Below are 26,752 nucleotides of genomic sequence, written 5' to 3'. Positions count from 1 at the left end.
CATTGAAAGCAATCCACAAAATCAGGATGACCCGGAGGATCCGTCGGATTCACCGCGAATCGCGCCTGCGTTCCATAACGCGGGCGCGCCGGTTTGCCTGACCGACTAACTATCCACAACGGAGCCCCTACTACATGACCATCACCTCCACCGAGAAGCCCGGTACCCCCGTAGTCGCCATTAACGACATCGGTACCGCTGAGGACTTCCTCGCAGCAGTCGACGCGACCATCAAGTACTTCAACGACGGAGACCTCGTCGAAGGTACCGTCGTCAAGGTCGACCGCGACGAAGTTCTGCTCGACATCGGTTACAAGACCGAAGGTGTCATCCCCTCCCGCGAGCTTTCCATCAAGCACGACGTTGACCCCGGAGACGTCGTCTCCGTTGGCGATCAGGTCGAAGCCCTGGTGCTCACCAAGGAAGACAAAGAAGGCCGCCTGATCCTCTCCAAGAAGCGCGCTCAGTACGAGCGTGCCTGGGGCGACATCGAGAAGGTCAAGGAAGAAGACGGTGTCGTCACCGGTACCGTCATCGAGGTTGTCAAGGGTGGTCTTATCCTCGACATCGGCCTGCGCGGCTTCCTGCCCGCATCCCTCGTCGAGATGCGCCGCGTGCGCGACCTGGCTCCGTACATCGGCCAGCAGATCGAAGCCAAGATCATCGAGCTGGACAAGAACCGCAACAACGTGGTCCTGTCCCGCCGTGCATGGCTGGAGCAGACCCAGTCCGAGGTCCGCTCCACCTTCCTCAACAAGCTGGAAAAGGGCCAGGTCCGTCCCGGCGTTGTTTCCTCCATCGTCAACTTCGGTGCCTTCGTGGACCTGGGCGGCGTAGACGGCCTGGTCCACGTTTCCGAGCTGTCCTGGAAGCACATCGACCACCCGTCCGAGGTTGTCGAGGTAGGCCAGGAAGTCACCGTCGAGGTCCTCGAGGTCGACCTGGACCGCGAGCGCGTCTCCCTGTCGCTCAAGGCTACGCAGGAAGACCCGTGGCAGACCTTCGCCCGCACCCACGCCCTGGGCCAGGTTGTCCCGGGTAAGGTCACCAAGCTGGTTCCGTTCGGTGCGTTCGTCCGCGTCGAAGACGGCATCGAAGGCCTGGTCCACATCTCCGAGCTGGCCGTGCGCCACGTGGAGCTGGCCGAGCAGGTTGTCTCCGTTGGCGACGAACTGTTCGTCAAGGTCATCGACATCGACCTGGAACGCCGCCGCATCTCGCTGTCCCTCAAGCAGGCCAACGAGGGCGTCGACGCCGACAGCACCGAATTCGATCCGGCTCTGTACGGCATGGCCGCAGAGTACGACGAAGAGGGCAACTACAAGTACCCCGAGGGCTTCGACCCCGAGTCCAACGAATGGCTCGAAGGCTACGAGACCCAGCGCGCCGCTTGGGAGCAGCAGTACGCTGACGCCCAGGCCCGTTGGGAAGCCCACAAGAAGCAGGTTGCCCAGCACGCTGCTGACGACGCTGCTGCCGCAACGTCCGGTGACGGCGATTCCGGCGCCACCAGCTACTCCTCCGAGCCTGCTGCCACCGACACCGGTGCCGGCACCCTGGCTTCGGACGAGGCACTTGCTGCCCTGCGCGAGAAGCTGACCGGCAACTAATTGCCGCCGGCCCGGATTCCGGGCTGACGCAAGGGGCCCCCGCGAAAGCGGGGGCCCGTTGTGCTTTAACGCGACAGCTGGCTGGCAGCTGCCAGACAACGCATGGGGCGTTGCGGTCAGCCGGGCCTACAGGTCGACGACGGCGAGGACCGTCCCTTCGCCGTCAGAGGTCAGTGCCGCCCCGGCTGCCGCGAGCAGCCGCTGGGCGCGGTGGTTCCCAGCCAGGGTACGCGCGGTGACGCGCCTCAGGCCGGCCCGGCGGGCCTCCGCCAGGACCAGGTCCAGGGCGGCGGTGCCGATCCCGCGCGAACGGAAGCTCCGGCCAAGCCAGATCCCGGTTTCCGCGGAAGGCACGTCGGCACCAGCGTTCCGTTTGAGGCGCACGGAGCCGGCAATCCGGCTGCCGCTGAAGACGGCCCAGGACTTTTCCGCTGCGGGGCCTCCCAACCCGGCGGCCGCAGCGTGATGGTAGCTGTAGAACCAGGCGGTGCGCTCCAGGTTCCAGCCGGGGCCGCCCAGTGGGGGAGCCACTTCATCCGGGGAGGCGTCGCGCTTGGCCAGCTGGAGCAGCTGGTCCGCTACGGCTTCATCGACGTCCACCAGGGTCACTTCAGGTGATGGCTTCATCCACCCATTCCGTTCCACCGGGCGTGAGCGTGGCAGACCCTGCCGTCAGCTGCAGGACGCGGTCAGTTGCGGCAGCTATGGCGGCTGCGTGGTCCGGCACGGCAATCCGCAGCACCGTGTGCCGGTCCTGGTAGCTGGTCTCCGCCATGACGGCGCCGGTGGCACGCAGGTCGTTCTCCAGCCGCCCTGCGGCGGCGTGCGGTACCGCCGTGGAACAGATCCGCAGCCTGCTGCGGCGGACCAGGGGCGCCAGGTCCAGGGCTGCCGAAACCGACTCGGAGTAGGCCCGGACCAGCCCACCGGCGCCGAGCAGGACGCCGCCGAAATAACGCACGACGACGGCACTGGTGTCACTGAGGTCGGTCACCCCGGGTGCGGTCTCCCTCTTCAGCAGGGCTTCGAGCATGGGGATGCCTGCAGTCCCGGCAGGTTCGCCGTCGTCGCTGGAGCGCTGGATGGTGCGGTCCGGCCCAAGGACAAACACCGAGCAATGGTGGCGCGCGTCGTGGAATTCCCGGCGGAGGTCCGCCACCAGGTCACGGGCCGCAGCCTCCGTGCCGGCCCTCCGCAGGACCGTGATGAATCGGGAGCGCTTGATCTCGAGTTCGTGCCGGAAGTCCCGGCCGGCCGCCAGCGTGGTGTAGGTGCCTGACCGGCTGTCTTGCTCTTGCATCCGCCCCAGTCTAGGCCCACCCGCCGGCGGCCTCACCTCCCTGCTTCCAGGCGGCGGACCTGCGGCCGGGGACTAGTAGGCTGGCGGGGTGCTGAAAATCGGGCTGACGGGCGGGATCGCTTCAGGGAAATCGGTGGTGGCCGCGCGGCTGAAGGAACGTGGCGCCGTGCTGGTGGACGCAGATGCGCTGGCACGGGAGGTGGTTGAGCCCGGCACCGAGGGCCTCGAGCGGATTGTGGGGGAGTTCGGCGCGGACATGCTCGACGGCGCCGGGCGGCTGGACCGCGCACGGCTCGGCGGGGCGGTGTTCGGCAACCAGGAGCGCCTGGCTGCGCTGAACGCCATCGTCCACCCCCTGGTACGCGCCCGCGCCGCCGCCATCACGGCAGCGGCGCCGGAAGACGCCATTGTGGTCCAGGACATCCCCCTTCTGGTGGAGACGGGGCAGGGGGCCGCCTTCCACCTGGTGCTGGTGGTGGACGCCCCGGACGAGGTGCGGATGCAACGCATGCAGGAGCAGCGCGGCATGACCGCCGAAGCGGCGCGTGCGCGGATGGCCGCCCAGGCCACCCGGGAGGCACGGCTGGCCGCTGCCGACGTCGTCCTGGACAACTCCGGCACCATCCTGCACCTGCTTGAGCAGGTAGACAGGCTCTGGGACCGGCGGCTGGTGCCGTTTGCGCGCAACCTGGCGGCCGGGACCCGCGCACCGCGGAAGGGGGGACCGGTGCTGGAGCCGCACCGGAAGGAATGGGCACGGCAGGCGGCCCGGATCGCGGCCCGGCTGGAAGCGGCTGCGCCCGGCCTCATCCTGACCGTGGACCACATCGGCTCCACCTCCGTTCCCGGCCTGGCCGCCAAGGACGTCATCGACCTGCAAGTGGCGGTGCCGGACCTGGAAACCGCAGACAGGATCGCGCCGCTCCTGGCGGCTGCCGGCTTCCCGGCAGTACGGGGAGCCGAATCGGACACCCCGAAGCCCAACGCCCCTGATCATGCCGAATGGCAGAAGCGGTTCCACGCCAACGCGGACCCGTGCCGGGCCGTGAACGTCCATGTCCGGGCCGCCGGCTCGGCCGGGTGGCGTTACGCGCTGATGTTCCGCGACTGGCTGCGGACTGACCCCTCCGCGGTCCGGCTTTACGAAGCGCACAAGGCGGACCTGGCAGGACGCTTCGCGGACTCCGCCACCACCAGGGCCTACGCGGACGCCAAGGAGCCCTGGTTCACCGACGTTGCCTGGCCGCGCATGTCCGCCTGGGCCGAGGCAACAGGGTGGGTGCCGCCGTCGTACGCGTCCTGAGGCAGGTCCTTGGACGGGCGGCTGTTCGCCTGTAACGGACGGGACCGCCCAGTGTCGGTGCCCGGTTGTAGATTAGATCCATGAGCCTTGCGCAGGAGATCAACCGTGTTGTAGCGCCCTTTGAGGTCATCAGCGAATTCAAGCCCGCGGGCGACCAGCCGGCGGCCATCGCGGAGCTGACGGAGCGGATCAACAACGGCGAGAAGGACGTGGTGCTGCTCGGTGCCACGGGTACCGGTAAGAGCGCCACCACTGCCTGGCTCATCGAACAGGTGCAGCGCCCCACCCTGGTAATGGTGCAGAACAAGACCCTCGCCGCCCAGCTGGCCAACGAGTTCCGCGAACTCCTGCCCAATAACGCGGTGGAATACTTCGTTTCCTATTACGACTACTACCAGCCCGAAGCCTACGTCCCGCAGACGGACACGTTCATCGAAAAGGACTCCTCCATCAATGAGGAAGTCGAACGGCTGCGCCACTCCGCCACCAATGCCCTCCTGACCCGCCGTGACGTCATCGTGGTGGCCACCGTGTCCTGCATCTACGGCCTGGGAACGCCGGAGGAATACATCGCAGGGATGGTCACGCTGCGCAAGGGCCAGGAGATGAACCGGGATGCACTGCTGCGCAAGTTCGTGTCCATGCAGTATGCCCGGAACGACATGGACTTCCACCGCGGCACGTTCCGGGTACGGGGCGACACCGTCGAGATCATCCCCATGTACGAGGAACTGGCGCTGCGGATCGAGTTCTTCGGGGATGAAGTGGAAAACATCTACACCCTCCATCCGGTGACGGGCGATGTCATCCGGGAGGAGACGGAGATGTACGTCTTCCCCGCGTCGCACTACGTGGCCGGGCCGGAGCGGATGAGCCGCGCCATCAAGACCATCGAGGCCGAGCTCGCGGAGCGGCTGGCGGTCCTGGAGGGCCAGAACAAGCTGGTGGAGGCGCAGCGCCTCCGCATGCGGACCACCTACGACCTCGAAATGATGCAGCAGATGGGCTTCTGCAACGGCATCGAGAATTACTCGCGGCACATCGACGGCCGCCCCGGCGGATCTGCGCCGCACTGCCTGCTGGACTACTTCCCGGACGACTTCCTGCTGGTGGTGGATGAATCCCACGTGACCATCCCGCAGATCGGTGCCATGTACGAAGGCGACATGTCCCGGAAGCGGACCCTGGTGGACCACGGCTTCCGGCTGCCCTCCGCCATGGACAACCGGCCCCTCAAGTGGGATGAGTTCCTGGAACGGATCGGCCAGACCGTCTACCTTTCCGCCACTCCCGGCAAGTACGAACTTGGCAAGGCCGACGGCTTCGTCCAGCAGATCATCCGCCCCACCGGGCTGATCGACCCCGAAGTGATCGTCAAACCAACCAAGGGCCAGATCGATGACCTGCTGGGCGAGATCCGCACCCGGGTGGAGAAGGATGAGCGGGTCCTGGTCACTACGCTTACCAAGCGCATGGCCGAAGACCTGACGGACTACCTCCTGGGGCACGGCATCAGGGTGGAGTACCTCCACTCCGACGTTGACACGCTGCGGCGCGTTGAACTCCTGCGGGAGCTGCGCCTCGGCAGCTTCGACGTCCTGGTGGGCATTAACCTGCTCCGTGAAGGACTGGACCTGCCGGAGGTCTCCCTGGTAAGTATCCTGGACGCAGACAAGGAAGGCTTCCTGCGCTCCTCAACGTCGCTCATCCAGACCATAGGCCGTGCCGCCCGCAACGTGTCGGGCCAGGTGCACATGTACGCGGACCGGATCACTGACTCCATGGCCAACGCCATCGACGAAACCAACCGGCGGCGCGCCATCCAGGTGGCCTACAACAAGGAACACGGCGTTGACCCGCAACCGCTGCGCAAGAAGATCGCGGACATCACGGACCAGCTGGCCCGCGAGGACGCCGACACCCAGGAACTGTTGAACAACAACCGGCTGGCCAAGGGTGCCAAGCGCAGCAAGTCGGGCGCCAAGGGCGCAGCGCAGGTGCGTGCGGACGGGCTGGCCGCTGCACCGGCCGAGGACCTGGTGGGCCTGATCGAGCAGCTGACGGAACAGATGCACGGCGCTGCGGCTGAACTGCAGTTCGAGGTGGCGGCCCGCATCCGCGACGAAGTCAGCGACCTGAAGAAGGAGCTGCGGCAGATGCAGGCGGCCGGCCACGCCTAGGCGCTGCTTTTCCAGGCAGCCGCAGCCATGACCGGAAACGGCGGGCACCCACCCCGGGTGCCCGCCGTCGCGCTTTCTCTGCTGTGGTGCTGTTGCCTTACTTCCTGGCGGAGTCGATCATTCCCTTTGCTTCCTGCATCAGGCCCTTCGCTGCATCCGAAGGGGATTTCCGGTCGAACAGGACATCAGTGCTGTACCGCTGGATAAGCGCCTGCACGCCGGAGGAACCGGTGGGAGGTACCGGCGGACCGCTCTTCAGGTCCGGCTTGATGTCCTTCAGGAACGCGGCAGCGGCCTTGTCCGCAGGGGTCAGCAGCGGGTCGATCGCCGTCTGGACCTCGGAGTTGGTGGGGAAGCCGCGTTCAGTCAGGATGGTCTTGGCCGCATCCAGGTTGTTGAGCATGTAGTTGACCACTTCTGCGGCTTCCTTGGGGTGCTTGCTGCGCGAGGAAACTGACCAGAACATGGACGGCTTGTAGGACATGCCGTTGTCCTTGGCGCTGCCGGTGGAGCTGGGTGCCCGCAGGATCTTCACCTCGGTCTTCAGTGCGGACTGGAGCGCATTCACCTGGTTGGTCCACCACCACGACATGGCCGTCTTGCCGGTGGCGAACAGGGTTTGTTCCACGGGGGCGCTGATGTCCTCGGTGGCAATGTTGGCCGGTGGGGCGGCGCCCTTGTTACGCAGGTTCAACACGTTCTGGAAGAAGGACGCTGCCGTGCCCTCGTCAAAGCCGAGGCCGCCATCCGCCGAGTACAGCGACTCGCCGTGCTGCATGGCCCAGGTGTTCAGGTCGGAGTCGGTCAGGGAGTAGGAGCTGCCGTAGTTGGTCTGGCCGGCCTTGCCCGCAGCCGCCGCGATCTGGGCGGCGGTCCGGGCGTAGTCGTCCCAGGTCCAGGTTTTGTCATCCGGGATGGGAACCCCGTAGTCCTGGAACATCTTGGTGTTGATCATCACGGCCTTGGCGTTCTGCCCGGTGCTCAGGCCGTACTGCTTGCCGCTCACCTGGCCGGACTTCAGGGCGTCCTGGTCAATCTTGGACGTGTCGACGTTGCCCTGCTTGGACAGGTCCAGCAGCGCGCCCCGGCCGCCGTACTCGGCGATGTATGCCTGGTCCATCTGGATCACGTCCGGTGAATCGTTGGCGGCCGTGGTGGTGGCCAGCTTGTCCCAGTAGCTGCTCCACACCCCGGGCTCAGCCTTGACGGTGATGTTGGGATGCGAAGCCTGGAATGCATCGATCACCTGCTGCGTCTGCTTGTTCCGCAGGTCGTTGCCCCACCAGGTGAAGCGGATGGTGACGTTTCCGCCGTCGCCCGACGATGAAGAGGGGGAGGACGAACAGCCGCTGGCCAGCATGGCCAGCGCGGCGGCGGTGGCAAGGGCCTTGGCCACCACGCCAGTGCGATGAGGAGTCTTCATTGACCAACCTTGATTTTCTGGGAATGACGCCGGGACGCCGGGTCGAAGCGAGAAACCGCTTTCCCGCCTGGACGTGATTATTGCAAGCGTGCCGGCGGCCGTCAACGGTTTGGGGGAAAACGTTATCCAGCGACGTGCGCCCGCGTCCCGGGGCGCGCCGGTCAGCCCCCTGGGGTACAGTTAATGGCACGTAGGGGAGTATCCCAAGCGCTACGATCGTCAACACGCAGGGCACAGTTGCCCTGCCGGGCGTAGCGGGCCGCCGCATCAGCACCAAGTGCACAGGCAGGCCGGAGAGACTTACACCATTTTTGTGTACCCTGCGAAAGGCTTCCCTGTGCTTGATTTGCCTGTTTGGTTCGAGGTCGGCTCATTTGTCGTCCTTGGCCTGATTCTCCTGATCGATCTCCTCCTGGTGGTCCGGCGGCCGCACGAGCCGTCCATGAAGGAAGCCGGTCTGTGGGTAGCCTTCTATGTCAGCCTCGCCCTGGCCTTTGCCGGTGCCATGTTCGCTTTCACGGGTGCCGAGTTCGGCAGCCAGTTCGTGGCCGGCTGGGTCACCGAATACAGCCTCAGCATCGACAACCTGTTCGTGTTCATCATCATCATGGCCAGGTTCTCCGTGCCCCGGAAGTACCAGCAGGAAGTGCTGATGGTGGGCATCATCATCGCGCTGGTCCTGCGAGGCATCTTCATCATGCTGGGCGCCATCGTCATCGAACAGTTCAGCTGGGTGTTCTACATCTTTGGCGCATTCCTGCTGTGGACGGCCTGGAAGCAGGCCCAGGACGAGGGCGAAGAGGAAGAAGACCGGGAAAACCCGCTGATTGCCAGGATCCGCAAGGTCATCCCCATGTCCGAGAAGTTCGACGGCGGCAAGCTGCGGACCACGGTGAACGGCAAGAAGGTGTTCACCCCCATGGTGATCGTCTTCATCACCATCGGCCTCACGGACCTGCTGTTCGCGGTTGACTCCATTCCCGCCATCTTCGGCCTGACCCAGAGCCCTTTCATTGTCTTCACGGCCAACCTTTTCGCCCTCATGGGACTGCGGCAGCTGTACTTCCTGCTCGGTGGCCTGATGAACCGGCTCATCTACCTGAAGCACGCACTGTCCTTCATCCTCGCGTTCATCGGCGTCAAGCTGGTCCTGCACGCCATGCACGTGAACGAGCTGCCCTTCATCAACGGTGGACACCACATCGAATGGGCGCCGGAGATTCCCACGTTCGTCTCCCTTGCCGTCATTGTGGGCACCATCATCATCGCCGTGGTCGCCAGCCTGGTCAGCTCCAAGGCGCAGGCTGCCAAGATGGATCCCCGGCTTGAGGAAGACGTCCGCAGGAGCCACAGCGACGTCGACTAGGCGCCCCCGCCCGCTCCAATCCGCCGGATCCCGGCCGCACGCGCGGCCGGGATCCGGCATTTAACCCTTCCTGAGGCAGCGGGCAAAAACCCCTGTGGCGTGCGCCGCGCCGGGACTATGCTCTGAACATGGCCCGCACACTTGTGATGGAGCAGGACGTGCGCCACGTGCAGCGGCGCACTGTTGTGCTCTTGAGCGTGGCCCAGGTATTCAGTGGACTTGGGACGGGATCAACCGTCTCCATAGGCTCAATCCTGGCCGTGGAACTCTCCGGTTCCAGCGCCTGGGCGGGTGCCGTTGCCACGGTGATGACCCTCGGGGCCGCGGCCGCGGCACTGCCGCTGGCATCGCTGGCGGAACGGCGCGGACGCCGGGCCGGGCAGGTGGCCGGTCTCTCGGCCGCTTTGGCAGGCGCCGTGCTGATGGTGCTGGCCGTTGTCTCCGGACTCTTCGTCCTGCTGCTGCTTGGATCGGCAGGCATAGGGGTGGGCACGGCCGCGAGCCTGCAGGCAAGGTTTGCCGCCGTCGATCTCGCTCCTGCCGAACACCGCGGGCGTGCGCTGTCCACCGTGGTCTGGGCCGTGACTGTCGGCGCCGTTGCCGGACCCAACCTGATCCAGCCGGGCACAGCCGTGGGGGCAGCATTGGGCCTGCCTCCGGTTGCTGGTCCTTTTGTGATTTCCGGGGCCGGGCTCCTCATTGCCACTGTAATCCTGTTCGCAGGCCTTCGCCCCGACCCCTTGCTGCTGGCACGCCAACGTGCGGCCGCCGGCCCTGGTGGAGCCGTTCCGCCGTCAGCGGCAGCGCGAACCGGGGTCGCTGCCGCCGCCCCCTCGCAAGCCCCTCCCATGGACGCCCCACCCACTGTCTCCGCGGCCGCCGCAGCTGCCTCCCCGGGTTCGCTCAGCCGGGGGCTTCGTGCCATCCGTGGATCGCGGACAGCACTGCTGGCGGTGACGGGCGTCGTGGCAGCCCACGCGGTGATGGTCGGCGTGATGTCGATGACGCCGCTGCACCTCCAGCACCTCGTGGAGGGACCCGGTCCGCACGCCGGGCACGTTGCCGAGGGGGACGTGCTGGTCATCATAGGCTTCACCATCTCACTTCACATCGCCGGGATGTTTGCGCTCTCCCCGGTCATGGGCTGGCTGACCGACAGGGCGGGCAGGATGGAGACCATCATGATCGGCTTCACGCTGCTGATCGCGGCGGTGGCCGTTGCCGGGTTCGGCCAGTCCTCAACCGCCGCGGTGGCCACCGGGCTGGTCCTGCTGGGCATGGGCTGGTCTGCGGCCACGATTTCCGGCTCCACGCTCCTGGCGGAAAGCGTGGGGCAGGAAGCCCGGGTGGCGGTCCAGGGTGTCTCCGACATGCTGATGGGGGCCGCGGGGGCTCTGGGCGGCGCGGTGTCGGGACTTGTCCTGGGTGTTGCCGGCTACCTGGGCCTGAACCTTCTGGGCGGGACCATCGGGGCGGCCGTCCTGGCCGCAGCGGTGGCCACGCGCCTGTCACACCGCCGGTCAGCGGCCGCCTGACCGCACCATGCCCAGCAAGCGGGCAAAAATCCGCTCACCGTCGTCGGCGATTCCGTCGTGATGGAAGTCCGCCGTCTCCCAGACCTGCAGCCCGCGCACCGCAGCGGCGGTCCGCAGCGAAAGCTCCCGGTCCACGTAGATGTCGTCCGAGTAGACTGCCGCAGCCACGGGAACAGTATTGCGGGCCAGTACCCGCGCGTCGTACAGCGGCTTCCAGTCCTGTTTGCCGGCCAGCAGTTCCGCCACTTCCCGCAGTGGCCGGAGGGCAGGGTCCTGCTCGAAGTACCACGGATACACCATCTCCCCGGTGAGCAGCAGCGGGTCGGCATCCGGCCGGAACCAGGGGTTTTCGCCGAGCATCCGCCACGCTGACCAATCGGTGGCCTGGCCCTGGCCATAGATGGATTCGTGCATCAGCGCGTACAGCGGGTTGGACCGGCGGGAGATGACGCCTTGGAGCTGCTCCAGGAACGCGTCGGACAGGCGCGGTCCGGCCGCCGTGTCCACAAAGGCGTCCTCGAGCAGGTAGTGGAGGCTGTCCACGCGCGTGTTGCCGCCCAGGAACGCCCCCGCCATCTGGAACCGCTCCACGGTGAGGGGGCCGCCGTCGGGCAGGAACTCCGGCGTGGAGCGCAGGTGGCGGGCAATCCGCTCCACAACGTTCCTGTCCTCGGGATACCAGCGGAAGTACTCGTCGTTGCGGGCCGCAACCCGCTGGTACGTGGCCCGGTACACGTCGTCCGCGGAACCGGTGAGCGGGGCAAGGCCGCCGGTTACCAGCACCTCGCGCAGGCCCGCAGGTGCGAAGGACAGGTACGTGAGCGCACAGAATCCCCCATAGCTCTGGCCGTAAATGGTCCAGGGCGGTGATTCCAGGGCGTGGCGGATCAACTCCGCGTCCGCCACGATCGAGTCCGCCCTGAAGTGCTCCAGGTAGGCCGCCTGCTCCGCCGCGCTTCCGCGGCCGGGCAGGGTGTTCCGGTCAATGGGCGAGGAGAGGCCCGTGCCGCGCTGGTCAAGCATCAGGATGCGGAAGTCCTGCGCCGCGGCTTTGCTCCAGCCACCCAGGGAACCCCACCTGTTGCCGCGGCCGCCCGGGCCGCCCTGCAGGAAGAGGAGCCAGGGCAGCCGCGCGGCGGCTTCTTCGCTGTGCGCGGCAGACACGTACTCCCGGGCGAAAACCGTGATGGTTTCGCCGCGAGGCTGGCCGCCGGCCAGGGCATGGTCCTCCGAAGCAAAATGGTCCAGCGGGACTGTGAAGTAGTGCTCCACCGTGCGCATGCCACGGAATTCATGCCGGGCCCTGATGTCATGCCCGACGGCGGTCGCCTGGACCCGGCGCGCGTCAGCCACGGGCAGAAGCGGGAAGGGAGTCGCGGGACGTGGCCCGGCCGAACCGGTCCAGTGATTCGCCGGTCAGCCTGAAGGTGGACCAGCCGTCCATGGGGCGCGCACCCAGGCGGCGGTAAAAGTTGATGGAGGGCTCGTTCCAGTCCAACACGCTCCATTCCACCCGTGCGTAGCCATTCTCGACCGCGATCGCCGCAAGGTGCTGCAGCAGCGCCTTGCCGTGGCCTTCGCCCCGGGCTTCCGGGCTGACGTAAAGGTCCTCCAGGTAGATCCCGTGAACGCCCTCCCAGGTGGAGTAGTTCAGGAACCACAGCGCGAAGCCCTGCACCTCGCCCGCCGCGTTTTCGGCCATGGCCGCGAATACGCGGGGGTTGTCGCCGAAGAGCACCTGTTCCAGGCGCTCGGGCGTGTTCCGGACGGCGTCGGGTTCCTTCTCGTAATGGGCCAGTTCATGGATCATTCGGAGGATGGCGGGCACGTCGTGGCGGGTTGCGGGGCGGATTGCACTCATTCTCCGAGCTTACCGCCGGCGCCGGGACGGCTGCCCCGGCCAGGTCGGTGTCAGAGCCGGTTAACCTCCGTCACCTTGACCACCGCTGTCCCGGTGGCATCCGAGCCCGCAAGATCCACCTCGGCGGAGATCCCCCAGTCGTGGTTGCCCGCCGGGTCATCGAAGATCTGGCGCACCTTCCACGTTCCGGGTTCCTCGGTGATCATGAGCAGGCCCGGACCGCGGGCGTCGGGCCCGGTCCCGATGTCATCGTGTTCGTCGAAGTAGTCGTCCAGCGCGTCTTCCCAGCGTTCGGCACCCCACCCGGAACCGCCGTCGAGCTCGCCCAACGCCGTGGCGTCCTCGTCAGCGAACAGTTCCACCCGCCGGAACATCTCGTTGCGCACCATCACCCGGAAGGCGCGGATGTTGGAGGTGAGCGACGGCGGCGGGGGAGGCGGCGCGTCATGCGGCGTCGGCGCCGCCCCGGAGGCCAGCTCCTCCCATTCGTCCAGGAGGCTGGAGTCCACCTGCCGCACCAGCTCACCCAGCCAGGCGGTCAGGTCTTCCAGGTCCTCGCGAAGCATGTCCTGCGGAACAGTCTGGCGCAACGCCTTGAAGGCATCGGCAAGGTACCGCAGCACGATTCCTTCGGACCGGGCCAGGCCGTAGAACTGGACGAATTCGCCAAAGTTCATCGCCCGCTGGTACATGTCGCGCACTACCGACTTGGGTGCAAGCTCAAAGTCGCCCACCCACGGCGCGGCCTTCCGGTAGACCTCGAACGCCTCGCCCAGGATCTCCGCGAGCGGTTGGGGGTAGGTGACCTCGTCCAGCATGGCCATCCGCTGGTCGTAGTCGATGCCCTCAGCCTTCATGGCGGCCACCGCTTCGCCGCGCGCCTTCTTCTGCTGCGCCGACAGTATCTGCCGCGGTTTCTCCAGGGTCGCCTCGATCACGGACACCACGTCCAGGGCGTACGACGGCGACTCCGGGTCAAGGAGCTCCAGTGCGGCAAGCGCAAAGGGGGAGAGCGGCTGGTTCAGCGCGAAGTTCGGCTGCAGATGGACGGTCAGCCGGACGGAACGGCCATCGGGGCCTTGCTCCTCCGGCGGGATGCGTTCGATCACTTCGGCGGCCAGCAGTTCCCGGTAAATGCCCAGGGCCTTCTTCATCAGCCGCAGCTGGGAAGCGCGCGGCTCGTGGTTTTCGGTGAGCAGCCGCCGGGCCGCCGCGAACGGGTCGCCGGGCCGCTCCATCAGGTTCATCAACATGGCGTGCGTTACCGTGAAGCTGGACGTCAGCGGGTCCGGTACCGATTCCACCAACCGCTTGAACGTGGGCTCACCCCAGGAGACGAAGCCCTCGGGCGGCTTTTTCTTCACCACCTGGCGCAGCTTCTTCTGGTCATCGCCGAACTTGGCGGTGGCCTTGGCCATCGCCTTGACGTTCTCAGTCACGTGCTCGGGTGCCTGCACCACCACTGTCCCGGCGGTGTCGTAGCCCGCACGGCCTGCCCTGCCCGCAATCTGGTGGAACTCACGCGGGTTGAGCAGCCGGGTGCGGACGCCGTCGTACTTGCTCAAAGCCGTGAGCAGCACCGTCCGGATGGGGACGTTGATGCCCACGCCCAGGGTGTCCGTGCCGCAAATGACCTTCAGCAGCCCCGCCTGCGCCAGCTGCTCCACCAGCCGCCGGTACTTGGGCAGCATTCCGGCGTGGTGCACACCGATCCCATGGCGGACCAGGCGGTTCAGCGTCTTCCCAAAGCCCGCGGCAAACCGGAAGTTGGCGATCAGCTCCGCGATTTTGTCCTTTTCCTCCCGGGTGCACACGTTGATGCTCATCAGGTTCTGGGCACGGTCGATCGCTTCGAGCTGGCTGAAGTGCACCACATAGACGGGCACCTGCCGGGTGGACAACAACTCCTCCAGCGTCTCGTGGACGGGTGTCTGGTGGTAGTAGTAGTGCAGCGGAATGGGCCGTTCGGCGGAACTGACGGTGGTGGTCGCACGTCCGGTCAGCGCCGTGAGCCCCTCCTCGAACCGGGTGACATCGCCCAGGGTGGCGGACATCAGCAGGAACTGGGCCTGCGGAAGCTCCAGGAGGGGGACCTGCCAGGCCCAGCCGCGCTGCGGGTCGGAGTAGAAGTGGAACTCGTCCATGATCACCGCACCGAGTTCGGCTGCGGCGCCTTCCCGGAGCGCGATGTTGGCCAGGATCTCGGCGGTGCAGCAGATGATGGGAGCATCCTGGTTCACCCCGGAGTCGCCGGTGATCATGCCCACGTTCTCTGCTCCGAAGATGTCGCAGAGCGCGAAGAATTTCTCGGACACCAGGGCTTTGATCGGTGCCGTGTAATAGCTTCGGCGGCCCTGGGCCATGGCCTGGAAGTGCGCCGCAATGGCCACCAGGGACTTCCCTGAGCCGGTGGGCGTGGCCAGGATGACGTTCGCCCCGGTTGCCAGCTCCATGATGGCCTCGTCCTGTGCCGGGTACAGCGACAGGCCCCGGCTTTCCGTCCACTCCACGAACCGGGTGTAAAGGGCGTCGGGGTCGACGGCGGCGGATGGGGCGGGGGCGGGCAGATCGATCAGCTGGTCAACGAGTTTCATTGACTTCAACCTTAGTGCCACGTTGCGGCCGGACCCGGAGTCCCTGGCGGGTTAGGCTACGCCTTGCCCGTGTGCGCGTCAGAAGCTGGAGAGATTCATGAAGTGGGACCCCGCCAAGTATGTCCAGTTCGGCGACTACCGGAACCGGCCGTTCTTCGATCTCACGGCCCGGATCCATGCCGACCGGCCCAAGCGCGTGGTTGACCTGGGCTGCGGGCCAGGGAACCTGACGGCAACCCTGGCTGACCGCTGGCCGGGCGCCCGGGTCCTGGGCCTGGATTCCTCCGCGGACATGCTGGCAAAGGCGTCGGCACTGGCGGAGGAGAAGCCCTCCCTTCGCTTTGAGCAGGCCGGCATCGAGGGCTGGATGCCCAGTCCGGAGACGGACGTTGTGGTCAGCAACGCCGCCCTGCAGTGGGTTCCGGGCCACCAGGACATGATGCGCAAGTGGCTGGAAGTGCTCCGGCCGGGGGCCTGGTTCGCCCTGCAGGTACCCGGAAATTTCAACGCCCCCTCGCACTCCCTGATGCGGAACCTCGCGGGGTCGGACCGCTGGGCTGCAAAGCTGGACGGTGTGCTGCGGGGCGGGGAGGCAGTGGGGGAGCCGGAGGAATACCTGCGGATCCTGCTCGACGCCGGCTGCGCGGCGGATGCGTGGGAAACCACCTACCTGCAGGTCCTGCCGGGGCCGGACCCCGTGCTGGAATGGGTCCGGGGCACGGCACTGCGGCCTGTGATGGCCGCCCTGGGCGAGGAGGACGCCAGGAGTTTCGAGACCGAGTACGCGGCCTCTTTGCGGGACGCCTACCCCCGCGGGGTCCACGGCACCGTTTTGCCTTTCCGCCGCATCTTCGCAGTGGGCCGCAAGGCCGGCTAACCGGTACCCGGCCAACGGGTTTTCCACGCCCGTCACAGGCTGTGACAGCAGTGAAAAGTGATCTGGCTTACAATGGCGACTGTGGTTTAGGGGTCAAGCCGCTGGCCCCCTCTTCGGCCCATGCATTTACAGGGGGTATTTTGCTGGTCGGACTCGTGAAGCGGCAGCTTGCCGGTCAATACGCGTATGTATGGGCGATCGTTTTCCTTCAGCTGATCCAGGCGGCGGCAAACCTGCTGCTGCCCACCGTGAACGCCGCCATTATCGATGACGGGATTGTCGCAGGGGAGCCGGGGGTGGTCTCGCGCCTTGGCGTGCTCATGGCCGTCATTGCCGTGGTGCAGGCAGCGTCCGCCATTGCTGCCGGCTACCTTGGGGCGGTGGTGGCCATGAGGATCGGGCACCGCCTGCGGGCCGAGGTTTTCACCCGGATCCAGTCCCTGTCCTCCCAGGACGTGGCCCTGTTCGGAACACAGAGCCTGACCATCCGCGCCACCAACGATGTCCAGCAGATCCATGCCTTCGCGGTGCTTGTCTTCACCATGCTCTTTGCCGGGCCCGCCATGGGCGTAGGCGGCATTGTCCTGGCCGTGCAGCAGGATGTTGCGCTGTCCCTGGTGGTGATCGTCATCGTGCCCCTGCTCCTGCTGATCATGTACCTGATTGTCAGGCGGCTGATTCCGCTCTACCGTGAGGGCCAGGACCTGCTGGACCGGTCCGGTGGGATTCTTCGCGAGCAGATCATCGGGGTGGATGTCATCCGCGCCTTTGTCCGCCAGGGCCATGAGGTCCGGCGGTTTGCGGAAACCAACGCTGGCCTCACCGCCAACAACCTGCAGTCCGCGCTCCTGGTGGCGGGGATGCTGCCCGTCATCATGCTGGTGGTCAATACCAGCTCGGTTGCGGTGGTGTGGTTCGGCGGGCACCGGATCCAGGCAGGCCAGATGAACCTTGGGGCGCTCACGGCGTTCATCGCCTACATCATGCAGATACTGCTGGCGATCATGATGTCCATGTACGTGCTCATGACGGCGCCGCGGGCGGCAGTCTGCGCGGAACGCATCCAGGCGGTCCTTGACACCGAGCCGTCCGTCGGCGATCCGGGCAATCACACTGCGGCCAGTGACCGAGCGGCCAGCGACAAGGCAGCCAGTGACAAGGCAGCCGGCCCTCCGCCGCCCGGCGCCGTGCTGCCGGGGCGGCAGGCAACGCTGGCGTTCCACGATGTTGCCTTCTCTTATCCGGGAGCAGAAGCGCCCGTGCTCGCGGACATCAGTTTCACGGCAGCTCCCGGTACCACCACAGCAATCGTGGGCTCCACCGGAAGCGGCAAGACCACGCTGCTGAACCTGATCCCGCGTTTCCTGGACCCCACCCACGGCCGCATCACCCTTGCCGGCCACGACATCCGCCACCTGCCCCTGGACCAACTCCGCGCTGCCATGGCTATCGTGCCCCAGCACTCCCACCTTTTTACGGGAACCATCGCAGACAACCTGCGGATGGCGGACCCCGACGCCACGGACCAGGAACTGTGGGCTGTCCTGGAGGCTGCCCAGACCATGCGTTTCATGCGCGACCTCCCGCTTGGACTTGCCACCCCCGTCGGCCAGGGCGGCGCCAGCCTGTCGGGCGGCCAGCGGCAAAGGCTCTGCATCGCCAGGGCCCTCCTGCGCAAAGCGCCCCTCTACCTCTTTGACGACAGCTTCTCCGCGCTGGACTATGACACCGACACCAGGCTGCGGCGCGCACTTGACCAGGCGCTCGCCGCCGCAACGGTCATCATCGTGGCCGAGCGCATTTCCGCGGTCGAAGACGCGGATCTCATCCTGGTGCTCGACGACGGCCGGCTGGTTGCGCAGGGAACGCACAGGGAGCTGCTGGAAACGTCCGCCACCTACCGGGAAATCGCAGAATCCCAGCTCGCGCTGGACGGCACGCTGTGACGGCGGTGGAGGAATCCGCGGAATCGGCGCACAGGTTCTGGCCGACCGCCCGCAGGCTCCTTGGCCTGCTGCGCCCGTTCCGGCTGCAGATGCTGGGGGCCGTGGCGGCAACGTGCGCCTTCGCAGGGGTCAACGTTGCCGCCCCCAAGTATCTGGGCGACGCCACGGACATGGTGGTGCAGGGCATCTTCCAGGGAAGCCTGGACCAGCGCCTCGGAGTCCTGCTGGCAGCCGTGGCCTTGATGTATGTTTTCGCTTCCCTCTTCAACTGGATCCAGGGCGCTCTGACGGCACGTGCGGTGCAGGGACTTATGTATGGCCTGCGAGCAGCGCTTGAGGACAAGCTGCACCGGCTCCCCTCCACGTATTTCCGGGAACGCTCCCGCGGGGATGTCCTGAGCCGGGCCACCAACGACATCGACAACATTGCCCAGGCCCTGAACCAGGTTCTGACCCAGCTCATCGTGTCCGTCCTGATGCTGTGCGGGTCGCTGGCCATGATGCTGTGGATCTCGCCGCTGCTCGCGGCCATTGCCATTGCCAGCGTCCCCGTTTCCACCTGGATCACCGTCCTGGTGGCCCGGCGGTCCCAGGAGCATTTCGCCAGGCAATGGAAGGAGACCGGCGAACTCAACGCGCACGTGGAGGAATTCATCAGCGGGCATGAAGTCATCAAGGCCTTTGGCCGGCAGGCGCAGGCCACGGAGGTCTTCAGCCGCAGCAACGGCCGCCTGGCCCGGGCGGCAGCCAAAGCCCAGTACTCAGCCGGGGTGGTCCAGCCGCTGATGGTGCTGATGTCCAACCTCAATTACATTGCTGTCGCAGTGGTGGGTGCGCTGCAGGTCATCGCAGGCGCCATGACCATCGGCGGCGTCCAGGCCTTCATCCAATTCAGCCGGCTGTTCACCCAGCCGGTGGGTCAAATCGGCGGCCTGCTCAACGTCATTCAGTCCTGCGCAGCCTCGGCGGCAAGGGTTTTCGTGCTCCTCGATGCCGGGGAAGACCTCCAGGAACCGGCCGGCGCAGCGGCCGGCGCTCCCGCCGCCGGCCGCATCGTCTTCCATGACGTCACCTTCAGCTATCCCGGTTCCGTTCCGGCGGTCAGCAACCTCACCTTCACGGTGGAACCGGGCCAGGCGGTGGCCATCGTGGGGCACACGGGCGCGGGCAAGAGCACCGTGGTGAACCTGCTGATGCGGTTCCTGGAACCTTCGTCCGGCAGGATCACCATGGGCGGAAGGGACATCGCGGAAATTCCCCGCGACCAGCTGCGGGGCAGGTTCGGCGTGGTGCTCCAGGATTCCTGGCTTTTTGCCGGGACCATCCGGGAAAACATCGCCTACGGGCTGCCAGGCGCTGCGGATGCGGCCATAGTTGCCGCCGCGGAGGCAACGCACGCGGACCGTTTCATCAGGTCCCTGCCGCGCGGCTACGACACAGTCCTGGAGAACGGCGGCGAGCAGCTCAGCCAGGGGCAGCGGCAGCTCATCACCATCGCCAGGGCGCAGCTCGCCGGGCGCAGTGTGCTGGTCCTGGATGAGGCCACAAGTTCGGTCGATTCCAGGACGGAGGTGCTCATCCGCCAGGCGATGCAGCGGCTGCGCCAGGGGCGGACCAGTTTCGTGATTGCCCACCGTTTGTCCACCATCCGGAACGCTGATCTAATTCTCGTCATGGACCATGGACGGATCGTCGAGCAGGGCACGCATGACAGCCTCCTTGCCGCCAACAGCTACTACGCCCGGCTGTACAACGCACAGTTCGCCGAACGCGACGGCCGTGCGGGCATCCTGGAGGGCGGCCTGTGAGCGCCGCAGGCGACTTCCCGGGGTCCTGGCGCCCCAACCCGGCCAGCAGCGTGGCGCTGTTCGAGCAACTCCGGCTTCAGGTCATCCATCTGGCGGACAGCGGCGCGTTGGCGCCGGGCACCAGGCTGCCTGCCGTGCGGGCCCTGGCGGAGAAGCTCGACGTTGCCCCGCACACCGTGGCCAGGGCGTACAAGGAACTGGAGGCCGCCGGGATCGTCACCACCCGTGGCCGGAACGGTACGGTGGTTGCCGCGCGGGACGAGCGCCTGGGCGGCCTGTCCGCCGCAGCCGCCGCATACGCCGCCGTCGCCAAATCCCAAGGGGCCAGCTTTGCCGAGGCCGTGAAAATCCTGGCGGCCGCCTACGATGTTCCCTGACGGCGGAACCGCGAGTGTTCGAAAAAGTTTTCGATTAGCATAATGGGGTGCCTAAAGCCGTAGCTGAAGAAACCCCTGCCCCCTCCACGTCCTTCGCGGTCCCTGCCGCCGCCGCCCCGCAGCGCCCGGACCTCTCCCGCCTTGTGGTGAAGGGCGCGCGGGAGCACAACCTGCGCAACGTGGACCTCGACCTGCCGCGCGACGCCATGATCGTCTTCACCGGCCTCTCCGGCTCCGGCAAGTCCTCGCTGGCGTTCGACACAATCTTTGCCGAAGGCCAGCGCCGCTACGTCGAATCGCTGTCCGCCTACGCACGCCAGTTCCTGGGCCAGGTGGACAAGCCCGACGTCGATTTCATCGAAGGGCTCTCCCCGGCTGTATCCATCGACCAGAAATCCACCAGCAAGAACCCGCGGTCCACTGTAGGAACCATCACCGAGATCTACGACTACATGCGCCTGCTGTGGGCGCGCGTCGGCAGGCCGCACTGCCCCGTCTGTGGTGAACCCGTGTCAAAGCAGACGCCGCAGCAGATTGTGGACCAGCTCCTCGAACTCGACGAGGGAACCCGCTTCCAGGTCCTGGCGCCGGTGGTGCGTGGCCGCAAGGGCGAGTTCGTGGACCTCTTCAAGGAACTCACCGCAAAGGGCTACTCCCGGGCGCGGGTGGACGGCAACCTCGTCCAGCTCAACGATCCCCCCAAGCTGGGCAAGCAGTTCAAGCACACCATCGAAGTGGTGGTTGACCGCCTGGTGGTCAAGGAAGGCATCAGCCAGCGGCTCACCGACTCCATCGAGACCGCGCTGGGACTGGCCGAGGGCCGGGTCCTGGCGGAGTTCGTCGACGTGGACGCGGACGCCCCCGAAAGGATCCGGGCGTTCTCCGAGAACCTCGCCTGCCCCAACGAGCACCCCCTGGCCATCGACGAAATCGAGCCGCGCTCCTTCTCGTTCAACAACCCCTTCGGCGCCTGCGCCGCCTGCAGCGGCATCGGCACCCGCCTCGAGGTTGACGAGGAACTCATTGTTCCCAACCCGGAACTCTCCCTGTCGGAGGGAGCCATCGCGCCCTGGTCACTGGGTACTGCCACCACGGAGTACTGGAACCGGCTCCTCGAGGGCCTGGCCAAGGAGGTTGGTTTCTCCATGACCACGCCGTGGGAGAAGCTGGGCAAGGACGTGCGCCAGACCATCCTGCACGGCAAGGACCACAAGGTGGTGGTGCAGTACCGCAACCGCTTTGGCCGCGAACGCAAGTACAGCACCGGGTTTGAAGGCGCCATCCAGTACGTCCACCGCAAGCACGGCGAGACCGATTCCGACTGGGCCCGCGACCGCTACGAGGAGTACATGCGGCAGGTTCCCTGCCCCGCCTGTAACGGCGCGCGGCTCAACCCGGCATCCCTGTCGGTGCTGATCAACGGCAAGTCCATCGCCGAGGTTGCCGCCCTGCCCATGCGGGACTGCGCGGATTTCCTCAACAACCTGGTGCTGACCGGGCGCGAGGCGCAGATCGCCCACCAGGTCCTCAAGGAGATCCAGGCGCGCCTGACCTTCCTGCTGGACGTGGGGCTGGAATACCTCAACCTGGAGCGCCCCTCGGCCACCCTGTCCGGCGGCGAAGCGCAGCGCATCCGGCTCGCCACCCAGATCGGCTCCGGCCTGGTGGGCGTCCTCTACGTCCTGGATGAACCCTCCATTGGGCTGCACCAGCGGGACAACCGCAGGCTCATCGAAACCCTCACCCGGCTCCGCGACATGGGAAACACCCTGATCGTCGTGGAGCACGACGAGGACACCATCCACGTGGCCGACTGGATCGTGGACATCGGACCCGGCGCGGGCGAGCATGGCGGCCAGGTGGTCCACTCGGGGACCTACAAGGAGTTGCTGGACAACAAGGAGTCCCTGACCGGCGACTACCTGTCCGGCCGCAAGGCCATCGAGGTGCCCCGGAAGCGGCGCAAGTACGACAAGAAGCGCGAGATCAAGGTATTGGGCGCACGGGAGAACAACCTCCTGAACGTCGACGCAGCCTTCCCGCTGGGTCTTTTCACCGCGGTGACGGGCGTGAGTGGTTCGGGCAAGTCCACCCTGGTCAATGAAATCCTCTACAAGGTGCTGGCCAACAAGCTCAACGGCGCCAAGCAGGTGGCCGGACGGCACAAGACGGTCCAGGGCCTGGAGCACCTCGACAAGGTGGTCCATGTAGACCAAAGCCCCATCGGCCGCACGCCGCGGTCCAACCCGGCCACGTACACCGGTGTCTTCGACAACATCCGCAAGCTCTTCGCCGAAACCACCGAGGCCAAGGTCCGCGGCTACCTGCCCGGCCGTTTCTCGTTCAACGTCAAAGGCGGCCGCTGCGAGGCCTGCTCCGGCGACGGCACGCTGAAGATCGAGATGAACTTCCTGCCTGACGTGTACGTCCCCTGCGAGGTGTGCCACGGTGCGCGCTACAACCGGGAGACCCTGGAGGTGCACTACAAGGGCAAGACCATCGCCGACGTCCTCAACATGCCCATCGAAGAGGGCGCCGAGTTCTTCGCGGCCTTCTCGCCCATCGCACGGCACCTGAACACCCTGGTGGACGTGGGACTCGGGTATGTCCGCCTCGGACAGCCCGCCACCACCCTCTCCGGCGGTGAAGCGCAACGCGTCAAGCTCGCGGCGGAGCTGCAGAAGCGCTCCAACGGCCGCAGCATCTACGTCCTGGACGAGCCCACCACTGGCCTGCACTTCGAGGACATCCGCAAGCTGCTGATGGTCCTTCAGGGGCTGGTGGACAAGGGGAACACGGTGATCACCATCGAGCACAACCTGGACGTCATCAAGAGTGCCGACTGGCTGGTTGACCTCGGGCCCGACGGCGGTTCGGGCGGCGGCCAGATTGTCGCGGCCGGAACGCCGGAGCAGGTGGCCAAGTCCGGCACCAGCCACACCGGGAAGTTCCTGGCCGAGATACTCGGCTGACCGGAGGAAATTCCACGGAAATATTCCTCACGGGGAATGCGAGTTTCAGGCACTCCTGCTGTCATGAGAAACTAACCCGGTGACTTCAACAACAGTGCCCGTGATCTTTGACCTGGACGGCACTCTTGTCGACCCGGCAGGTGGCATAACCGAGGGGATTGCCGCGGCCCTCCGCGGACTGGGGCTCCCGGTTCCCGGCCAGGACCTGCTCAACGCGATGATCGGCCCCAAGCTGAGCGATTCCCTGCTCAACGTGGCAAAGGTACCGGCGGACCGCCTGGAAGAGGTGGTCCGCCGGTACCGCGAACACTACGTGGCCACCGGAATCGCCCAAAGCCGGCTGTACCCGGGCATCCGCGGGATCCTTGAATCCTTCGCCGCAGCGGGCCGGCCTGTGGCAGTAGCCACCCAAAAGCCACAGCGTCTGGCGCATACGGTGCTGGCGCATCATGGCATCGACGGCCTCTTCCACGGAATCCACGGCTCCGGCGATGACGAAGCGGCAGTGGACGGTGTTCCCCTGGGCAAGACCCAGATCATCGCCGCCGCCCTGCGGGATCTGGACACGCAGCACGCCATTATGGTGGGGGACCGCGCCCAGGACGTGTCCGGGGCCATCGCCAACGGACTGGACTGCATCGGCGTCGCATGGGGGTTCGCTCCGGACGGGGAACTGGAGGAAGCCGGCTCCGTGGCTGTCGTCAGCACCGATGAGGAGCTGGTCGCGGTCATCGAGCGTCTGCAGGCCGTCCACGTCGCGGCAATGAGCGGGGTGAGCAACGATGGAAATGTTTGATGCCGTCCGCTGGACCACCCGCAACCTGATCTCCGGCACCTGCCGGCCCACCGTCGTCGGGCTGGACAATGTCCCCTCCGACGGCCCGTTTATCGTGGCTCCCAACCACCTGTCCTTCTTCGACAGCGTGATCGTCCAGGCATTGATGCCGCGGCCGGTCGCCTTCTTCGCCAAAGCCGAATACTTCACCACCGGCGGCGTCAAGGGCAAGGTCATGAAGGCGTTCTTCGAATCCGTGGGCTCCATTCCGGTGGAGCGCGGCGAACAGGCCGCAAGTGTCCAGGCGCTCAAGACACTGCTGGACATCCTGGAGTCAGGCCGCGGCATCGGCATCTACCCTGAGGGAACCCGTTCCCGGGACGGCATCCTCTACCGGGGACGCACCGGGGTCGGCTGGCTGGCGCTCACTACCGGGGCGCCGGTGATTCCCGTGGGCCTGATCGGCACCGAGAAGCTGCAGCGCGCCGGCGAGAAGGGGGTCAGGCCGCAGCACTTCACCATGAAGGTGGGGGAGCCGCTGTACTTCGACAAGACCGGCCCGGACCACTCCCTGCCTGCCCGCCGCGAGGTCACGGACCGCATCATGGACGCCATCGCCGAACTCAGCGGCCAGGAACGTTCGGCCAGTTACAACCAGAGCAAGACCCCGGAATAGCCGGCAAGCCGGCCAGGGACAGCCGGAACGGACCCCGTCCTGGCCGGCTGGCAGGGAGACCCGGCGCGACTCAGTAGACTTGATAGGTGGCAAATCCAGCAAGTTACCGGCCCAAAACCGGTGAAATCCCCACCAACCCGGGCGTATACCGGTTCCGTGATCCGCACGGCCGGGTCATCTATGTGGGCAAGGCGAAAAGCCTGCGGTCCAGGCTGAACTCGTATTTCGCCAACCCGGCCGGACTGCTGCCCAAGACCTATGCCATGGTGCACGCGGCCAGCAGCGTCGAGTGGACGGTCGTTGGCAGCGAACTCGAGTCGCTGCAGCTGGAATACACCTGGATCAAGGAATTCAAGCCCCGGTTCAATGTGGTGTTCCGGGACGACAAGACCTATCCCTACCTCGCCGTGACCATGAACGAAAAGTACCCCCGGGTACAAGTCATGCGGGGGGACAAGCGGAAGGGGACCCGCTACTTCGGCCCGTACACCGCCGGGGCCATCCGCGAGACCATGGACACCCTGCTCCGCGTCTTCCAGGTCCGGAGCTGCAGCGCCGGCGTCTTCAAGCGGGCGGAGGCCAGCGGGCGGCCGTGCCTGCTGGGATACATCGACAAGTGCTCCGCGCCCTGCGTGGGCCGGATCTCGCCGGAGGACCACAAGGCACTTGCCGAGGATTTCTGCGCCTTCATGGGAGGCGAGGCCAAGCGGTTCATCAACAAGCTGGAAAAGCAGATGGCCGACGCCGTGGCGAAGCTGGACTATGAGCACGCCGCCCGGCTCCGCGACGACATCACGGCCCTGCGCAAGGTCTTCGAACGGAACGCCGTGGTGCTGTCCGAGGACACGGATGCAGACGTCTTCGCCCTGCATGAGGATGAGCTGGAAGCCGCCGTCCAGGTGTTCCACGTCCGCGGCGGCAGGATCCGCGGCCAGCGCGGCTGGGTGGTGGAAAAGGTGGAGGATTTCACCACTCCGGACCTGGTGGAGCACCTGCTCCAGCAGGTCTACGGCGAGGACGGCGACACCCATGGCCGGCTGCCGCGCGAAGTCCTGGTGCCCGTGGCGCCCAGCAACGCGGAGGACCTTGCCAAATGGCTGGGCGGCATCCGTGGCGCCAAGGTGGACATCCGGATGCCGCAGCGCGGAGACAAGGCGGCGCTGATGTCCACCGTCCGCGAGAATGCCGAGCACGCGCTGAAGCTGCACAAGACGCGGCGCGCCGGGGACCTCACCGTCAGGTCCCAGGCCCTCCAGGAACTCCAGGAGGCACTGGACCTGCCCGTGCCCCTGCTCCGGATCGAATGCTTCGACGTCTCCCATGTCCAGGGCACCAACGTGGTGGCATCCATGGTGGTGGTGGAGGACGGGCTGCCCAAGAAGTCGGACTACCGCAAGTTCTCCATTACCGGCCCCGCGGCCGCCGATGACACGGCGGCCATGCATGATGTCCTGACCCGGCGGTTCCGGCACTACCTGCAGGACAAGTCCGCGCAGGTGGACGAATCCGTCCTGGCATCCGACGGCCTGGAACCGGACGCGGACAGCGCCGTGCTGGACACCACCACTCCTGCCCCCAAGGCCAGGTTCGCCTACCCGCCCAACCTGGTGGTGGTGGACGGCGGGCAGCCACAGGTGAACGCAGCGGCCCGCGCCCTGAAGGACCTGGGCATCGACGACGTCTACGTGGTGGGCCTGGCCAAGCGGCTGGAGGAGGTGTGGCTTCCGGACAGCGACTTTCCCGTCATCCTGCCCCGGACCTCCCAGGGCCTGTACCTGCTCCAGCGGATCCGTGACGAGGCGCACCGCTTCGCCATCACCTTCCACCGGCAAAAGCGCGGCAAGGCCATGACCGTGTCCGCGCTGGACGCTGTTCCGGGCCTGGGCGCCTCCAAGCGCAAGGCCCTGCTGGCCCACTTTGGATCGGTCAAGGGCGTGAAGGCCGCAACCGTGGAAGAGCTTTCGCAGGCAAAGGGGATTGGTCCGGCACTCGCCAGCGCCATCGTGAACCACTTCGCCGCTGACGGGCCCGAGGCCGTTGCCGTGCCCGCGATCAACATGACCACCGGCGAAATCATCGAGACTTAGCGGAGTTCCCGGAAATTTAGCTAGGGTAAAGGACGGGCAGTGCCATCACGGCTGCCGGTGGA

Annotated in this window: 19 protein-coding genes; 13 read left to right on the top strand and 6 right to left on the bottom strand. The window is 66.3% G+C overall.

Annotation, left to right across the window (positions count from 1 at the left end):
* Nucleotides 1-134: 134 nt before the first annotated feature.
* Complete coding sequence (gene rpsA, locus AC6JAM_RS19525; RefSeq protein ID WP_018770974.1) at nucleotides 135-1,610, top strand: 30S ribosomal protein S1; 1,476 nt, start codon at nucleotides 135-137, stop codon at nucleotides 1,608-1,610.
* 126 nt (nucleotides 1,611-1,736) lie between these two features.
* Here the strand turns inward: rpsA and AC6JAM_RS19520 are convergent, their stop codons facing one another.
* On the bottom strand, nucleotides 1,737-2,237 hold the full coding sequence (locus AC6JAM_RS19520; protein ID WP_018772000.1) for a GNAT family N-acetyltransferase: 501 nt from the start codon (nucleotides 2,235-2,237) through the stop codon (nucleotides 1,737-1,739).
* A complete protein-coding gene (locus tag AC6JAM_RS19515) occupies nucleotides 2,221-2,910 on the bottom strand; it encodes an IMPACT family protein (protein ID WP_497935592.1) in 690 nt (229 codons plus the stop codon). The genes AC6JAM_RS19520 and AC6JAM_RS19515 overlap by 17 nt, the downstream gene beginning before the upstream one ends.
* Before the next feature lie 88 nt (nucleotides 2,911-2,998).
* Between AC6JAM_RS19515 and coaE the strand changes: the two genes are divergently transcribed.
* Entirely contained in the window at nucleotides 2,999-4,213 is a 1,215-nt protein-coding gene (gene coaE / locus AC6JAM_RS19510; RefSeq protein WP_144599696.1) for a dephospho-CoA kinase, read from the top strand.
* A gap of 80 nt (nucleotides 4,214-4,293) precedes the next feature.
* Complete coding sequence (gene uvrB, locus AC6JAM_RS19505) at nucleotides 4,294-6,393, top strand: excinuclease ABC subunit UvrB (RefSeq protein WP_142073049.1); 2,100 nt, start codon at nucleotides 4,294-4,296, stop codon at nucleotides 6,391-6,393.
* A gap of 97 nt (nucleotides 6,394-6,490) precedes the next feature.
* On the opposite strand, the gene AC6JAM_RS19500 is transcribed toward uvrB, so the two are convergent.
* Nucleotides 6,491-7,816, bottom strand: a complete 1,326-nt coding sequence (locus AC6JAM_RS19500) for an ABC transporter substrate-binding protein (RefSeq protein WP_026266194.1) — start codon at nucleotides 7,814-7,816, stop codon at nucleotides 6,491-6,493.
* A gap of 337 nt (nucleotides 7,817-8,153) precedes the next feature.
* On the opposite strand from AC6JAM_RS19500, the gene AC6JAM_RS19495 reads away from it, so the two are divergent.
* Both AC6JAM_RS19495 and AC6JAM_RS19490 read left to right on the top strand, forming a co-directional pair.
* Complete coding sequence (locus AC6JAM_RS19495; protein WP_018771995.1) at nucleotides 8,154-9,182, top strand: TerC family protein; 1,029 nt, start codon at nucleotides 8,154-8,156, stop codon at nucleotides 9,180-9,182.
* A 128-nt stretch (nucleotides 9,183-9,310) separates the two neighbouring features.
* The gene (locus AC6JAM_RS19490; RefSeq protein WP_018771994.1) at nucleotides 9,311-10,717 is read left to right on the top strand and encodes an MFS transporter; all 1,407 of its coding nucleotides are present in this window, start codon (nucleotides 9,311-9,313) and stop codon (nucleotides 10,715-10,717) included.
* On the opposite strand, the gene AC6JAM_RS19485 is transcribed toward AC6JAM_RS19490, so the two are convergent.
* From AC6JAM_RS19485 to AC6JAM_RS19475, 3 genes are all read right to left on the bottom strand, one after another.
* Entirely contained in the window at nucleotides 10,703-11,998 is a 1,296-nt protein-coding gene (locus tag AC6JAM_RS19485) for an alpha/beta fold hydrolase (RefSeq protein ID WP_497935983.1), read from the bottom strand. The two genes, AC6JAM_RS19490 and AC6JAM_RS19485, sit on opposite strands and share 15 nt — an antisense overlap.
* 64 nt (nucleotides 11,999-12,062) lie before the next feature.
* Nucleotides 12,063-12,578, bottom strand: coding sequence for a GNAT family N-acetyltransferase (locus tag AC6JAM_RS19480; RefSeq protein ID WP_018771992.1), 516 nt, complete (start codon nucleotides 12,576-12,578; stop codon nucleotides 12,063-12,065).
* Nucleotides 12,579-12,628: 50 nt separating this feature from the next.
* A complete protein-coding gene (locus AC6JAM_RS19475) occupies nucleotides 12,629-15,172 on the bottom strand; it encodes a DEAD/DEAH box helicase (protein ID WP_497935590.1) in 2,544 nt (847 codons plus the stop codon).
* Between the two features lie 97 nt (nucleotides 15,173-15,269).
* On the opposite strand from AC6JAM_RS19475, the gene AC6JAM_RS19470 reads away from it, so the two are divergent.
* The 8 genes from AC6JAM_RS19470 to uvrC all read left to right on the top strand — a co-directional run bounded on the left by AC6JAM_RS19470 (nucleotide 15,270) and on the right by uvrC (nucleotide 26,690).
* Nucleotides 15,270-16,049: a trans-aconitate 2-methyltransferase gene (locus AC6JAM_RS19470; RefSeq protein WP_478223401.1), complete on the top strand. Its 780-nt coding sequence runs from the start codon at nucleotides 15,270-15,272 to the stop codon at nucleotides 16,047-16,049.
* Nucleotides 16,050-16,189: 140 nt separating this feature from the next.
* Nucleotides 16,190-17,995, top strand: a complete 1,806-nt coding sequence (locus AC6JAM_RS19465) for an ABC transporter ATP-binding protein (protein ID WP_497935588.1) — start codon at nucleotides 16,190-16,192, stop codon at nucleotides 17,993-17,995.
* On the top strand, nucleotides 17,992-19,803 hold the full coding sequence (locus AC6JAM_RS19460) for an ABC transporter ATP-binding protein (RefSeq protein WP_056390226.1): 1,812 nt from the start codon (nucleotides 17,992-17,994) through the stop codon (nucleotides 19,801-19,803). The genes AC6JAM_RS19465 and AC6JAM_RS19460 overlap by 4 nt, the downstream gene beginning before the upstream one ends.
* Entirely contained in the window at nucleotides 19,800-20,180 is a 381-nt protein-coding gene (locus AC6JAM_RS19455) for a GntR family transcriptional regulator (protein ID WP_018771987.1), read from the top strand. Before AC6JAM_RS19460 ends, AC6JAM_RS19455 begins: the two co-directional genes overlap by 4 nt.
* A 47-nt stretch (nucleotides 20,181-20,227) precedes the next feature.
* A complete protein-coding gene (uvrA, locus tag AC6JAM_RS19450; protein WP_018771986.1) occupies nucleotides 20,228-23,152 on the top strand; it encodes an excinuclease ABC subunit UvrA in 2,925 nt (974 codons plus the stop codon).
* A 79-nt stretch (nucleotides 23,153-23,231) separates the two neighbouring features.
* Nucleotides 23,232-23,948, top strand: a complete 717-nt coding sequence (locus AC6JAM_RS19445; protein WP_026266193.1) for an HAD hydrolase-like protein — start codon at nucleotides 23,232-23,234, stop codon at nucleotides 23,946-23,948.
* Entirely contained in the window at nucleotides 23,935-24,603 is a 669-nt protein-coding gene (locus AC6JAM_RS19440) for a lysophospholipid acyltransferase family protein (protein ID WP_026266192.1), read from the top strand. Before AC6JAM_RS19445 ends, AC6JAM_RS19440 begins: the two co-directional genes overlap by 14 nt.
* Before the next feature lie 86 nt (nucleotides 24,604-24,689).
* On the top strand, nucleotides 24,690-26,690 hold the full coding sequence (gene uvrC / locus AC6JAM_RS19435; RefSeq protein ID WP_223995069.1) for an excinuclease ABC subunit UvrC: 2,001 nt from the start codon (nucleotides 24,690-24,692) through the stop codon (nucleotides 26,688-26,690).
* Nucleotides 26,691-26,752: the final 62 nt, after the last annotated feature.

Source organism: Arthrobacter sp. GmRoot5-12 (assembly GCF_059739365.1).
The sequence above is the reverse complement of the archived record's forward strand: the minus strand, read 5'-3'. Positions and strand labels throughout refer to the sequence as shown.

What these genes read in the sequence shown, in the direction of transcription:
- rpsA (WP_018770974.1), top strand. Translation starts at nt 135, where the DNA reads ATGACCATCACCTCCACCGAGAAGCCCGGTACCCCCGTAGTCGCCATT.
- AC6JAM_RS19485 (WP_497935983.1), bottom strand. Translation starts at nt 11,998, where the DNA reads ATGCGCACGGTGGAGCACTACTTCACAGTCCCGCTGGACCATTTTGCT.
- AC6JAM_RS19475 (WP_497935590.1), bottom strand. Translation starts at nt 15,172, where the DNA reads ATGAAACTCGTTGACCAGCTGATCGATCTGCCCGCCCCCGCCCCATCC.
- AC6JAM_RS19470 (WP_478223401.1), top strand. Translation starts at nt 15,270, where the DNA reads ATGAAGTGGGACCCCGCCAAGTATGTCCAGTTCGGCGACTACCGGAAC.
- AC6JAM_RS19520 (WP_018772000.1), bottom strand. Translation starts at nt 2,237, where the DNA reads ATGAAGCCATCACCTGAAGTGACCCTGGTGGACGTCGATGAAGCCGTA.
- AC6JAM_RS19480 (WP_018771992.1), bottom strand. Translation starts at nt 12,578, where the DNA reads ATGAGTGCAATCCGCCCCGCAACCCGCCACGACGTGCCCGCCATCCTC.
- AC6JAM_RS19515 (WP_497935592.1), bottom strand. Translation starts at nt 2,910, where the DNA reads ATGCAAGAGCAAGACAGCCGGTCAGGCACCTACACCACGCTGGCGGCC.
- AC6JAM_RS19500 (WP_026266194.1), bottom strand. Translation starts at nt 7,816, where the DNA reads ATGAAGACTCCTCATCGCACTGGCGTGGTGGCCAAGGCCCTTGCCACC.
- AC6JAM_RS19490 (WP_018771994.1), top strand. Translation starts at nt 9,311, where the DNA reads ATGGCCCGCACACTTGTGATGGAGCAGGACGTGCGCCACGTGCAGCGG.
- uvrB (WP_142073049.1), top strand. Translation starts at nt 4,294, where the DNA reads ATGAGCCTTGCGCAGGAGATCAACCGTGTTGTAGCGCCCTTTGAGGTC.
- AC6JAM_RS19440 (WP_026266192.1), top strand. Translation starts at nt 23,935, where the DNA reads ATGGAAATGTTTGATGCCGTCCGCTGGACCACCCGCAACCTGATCTCC.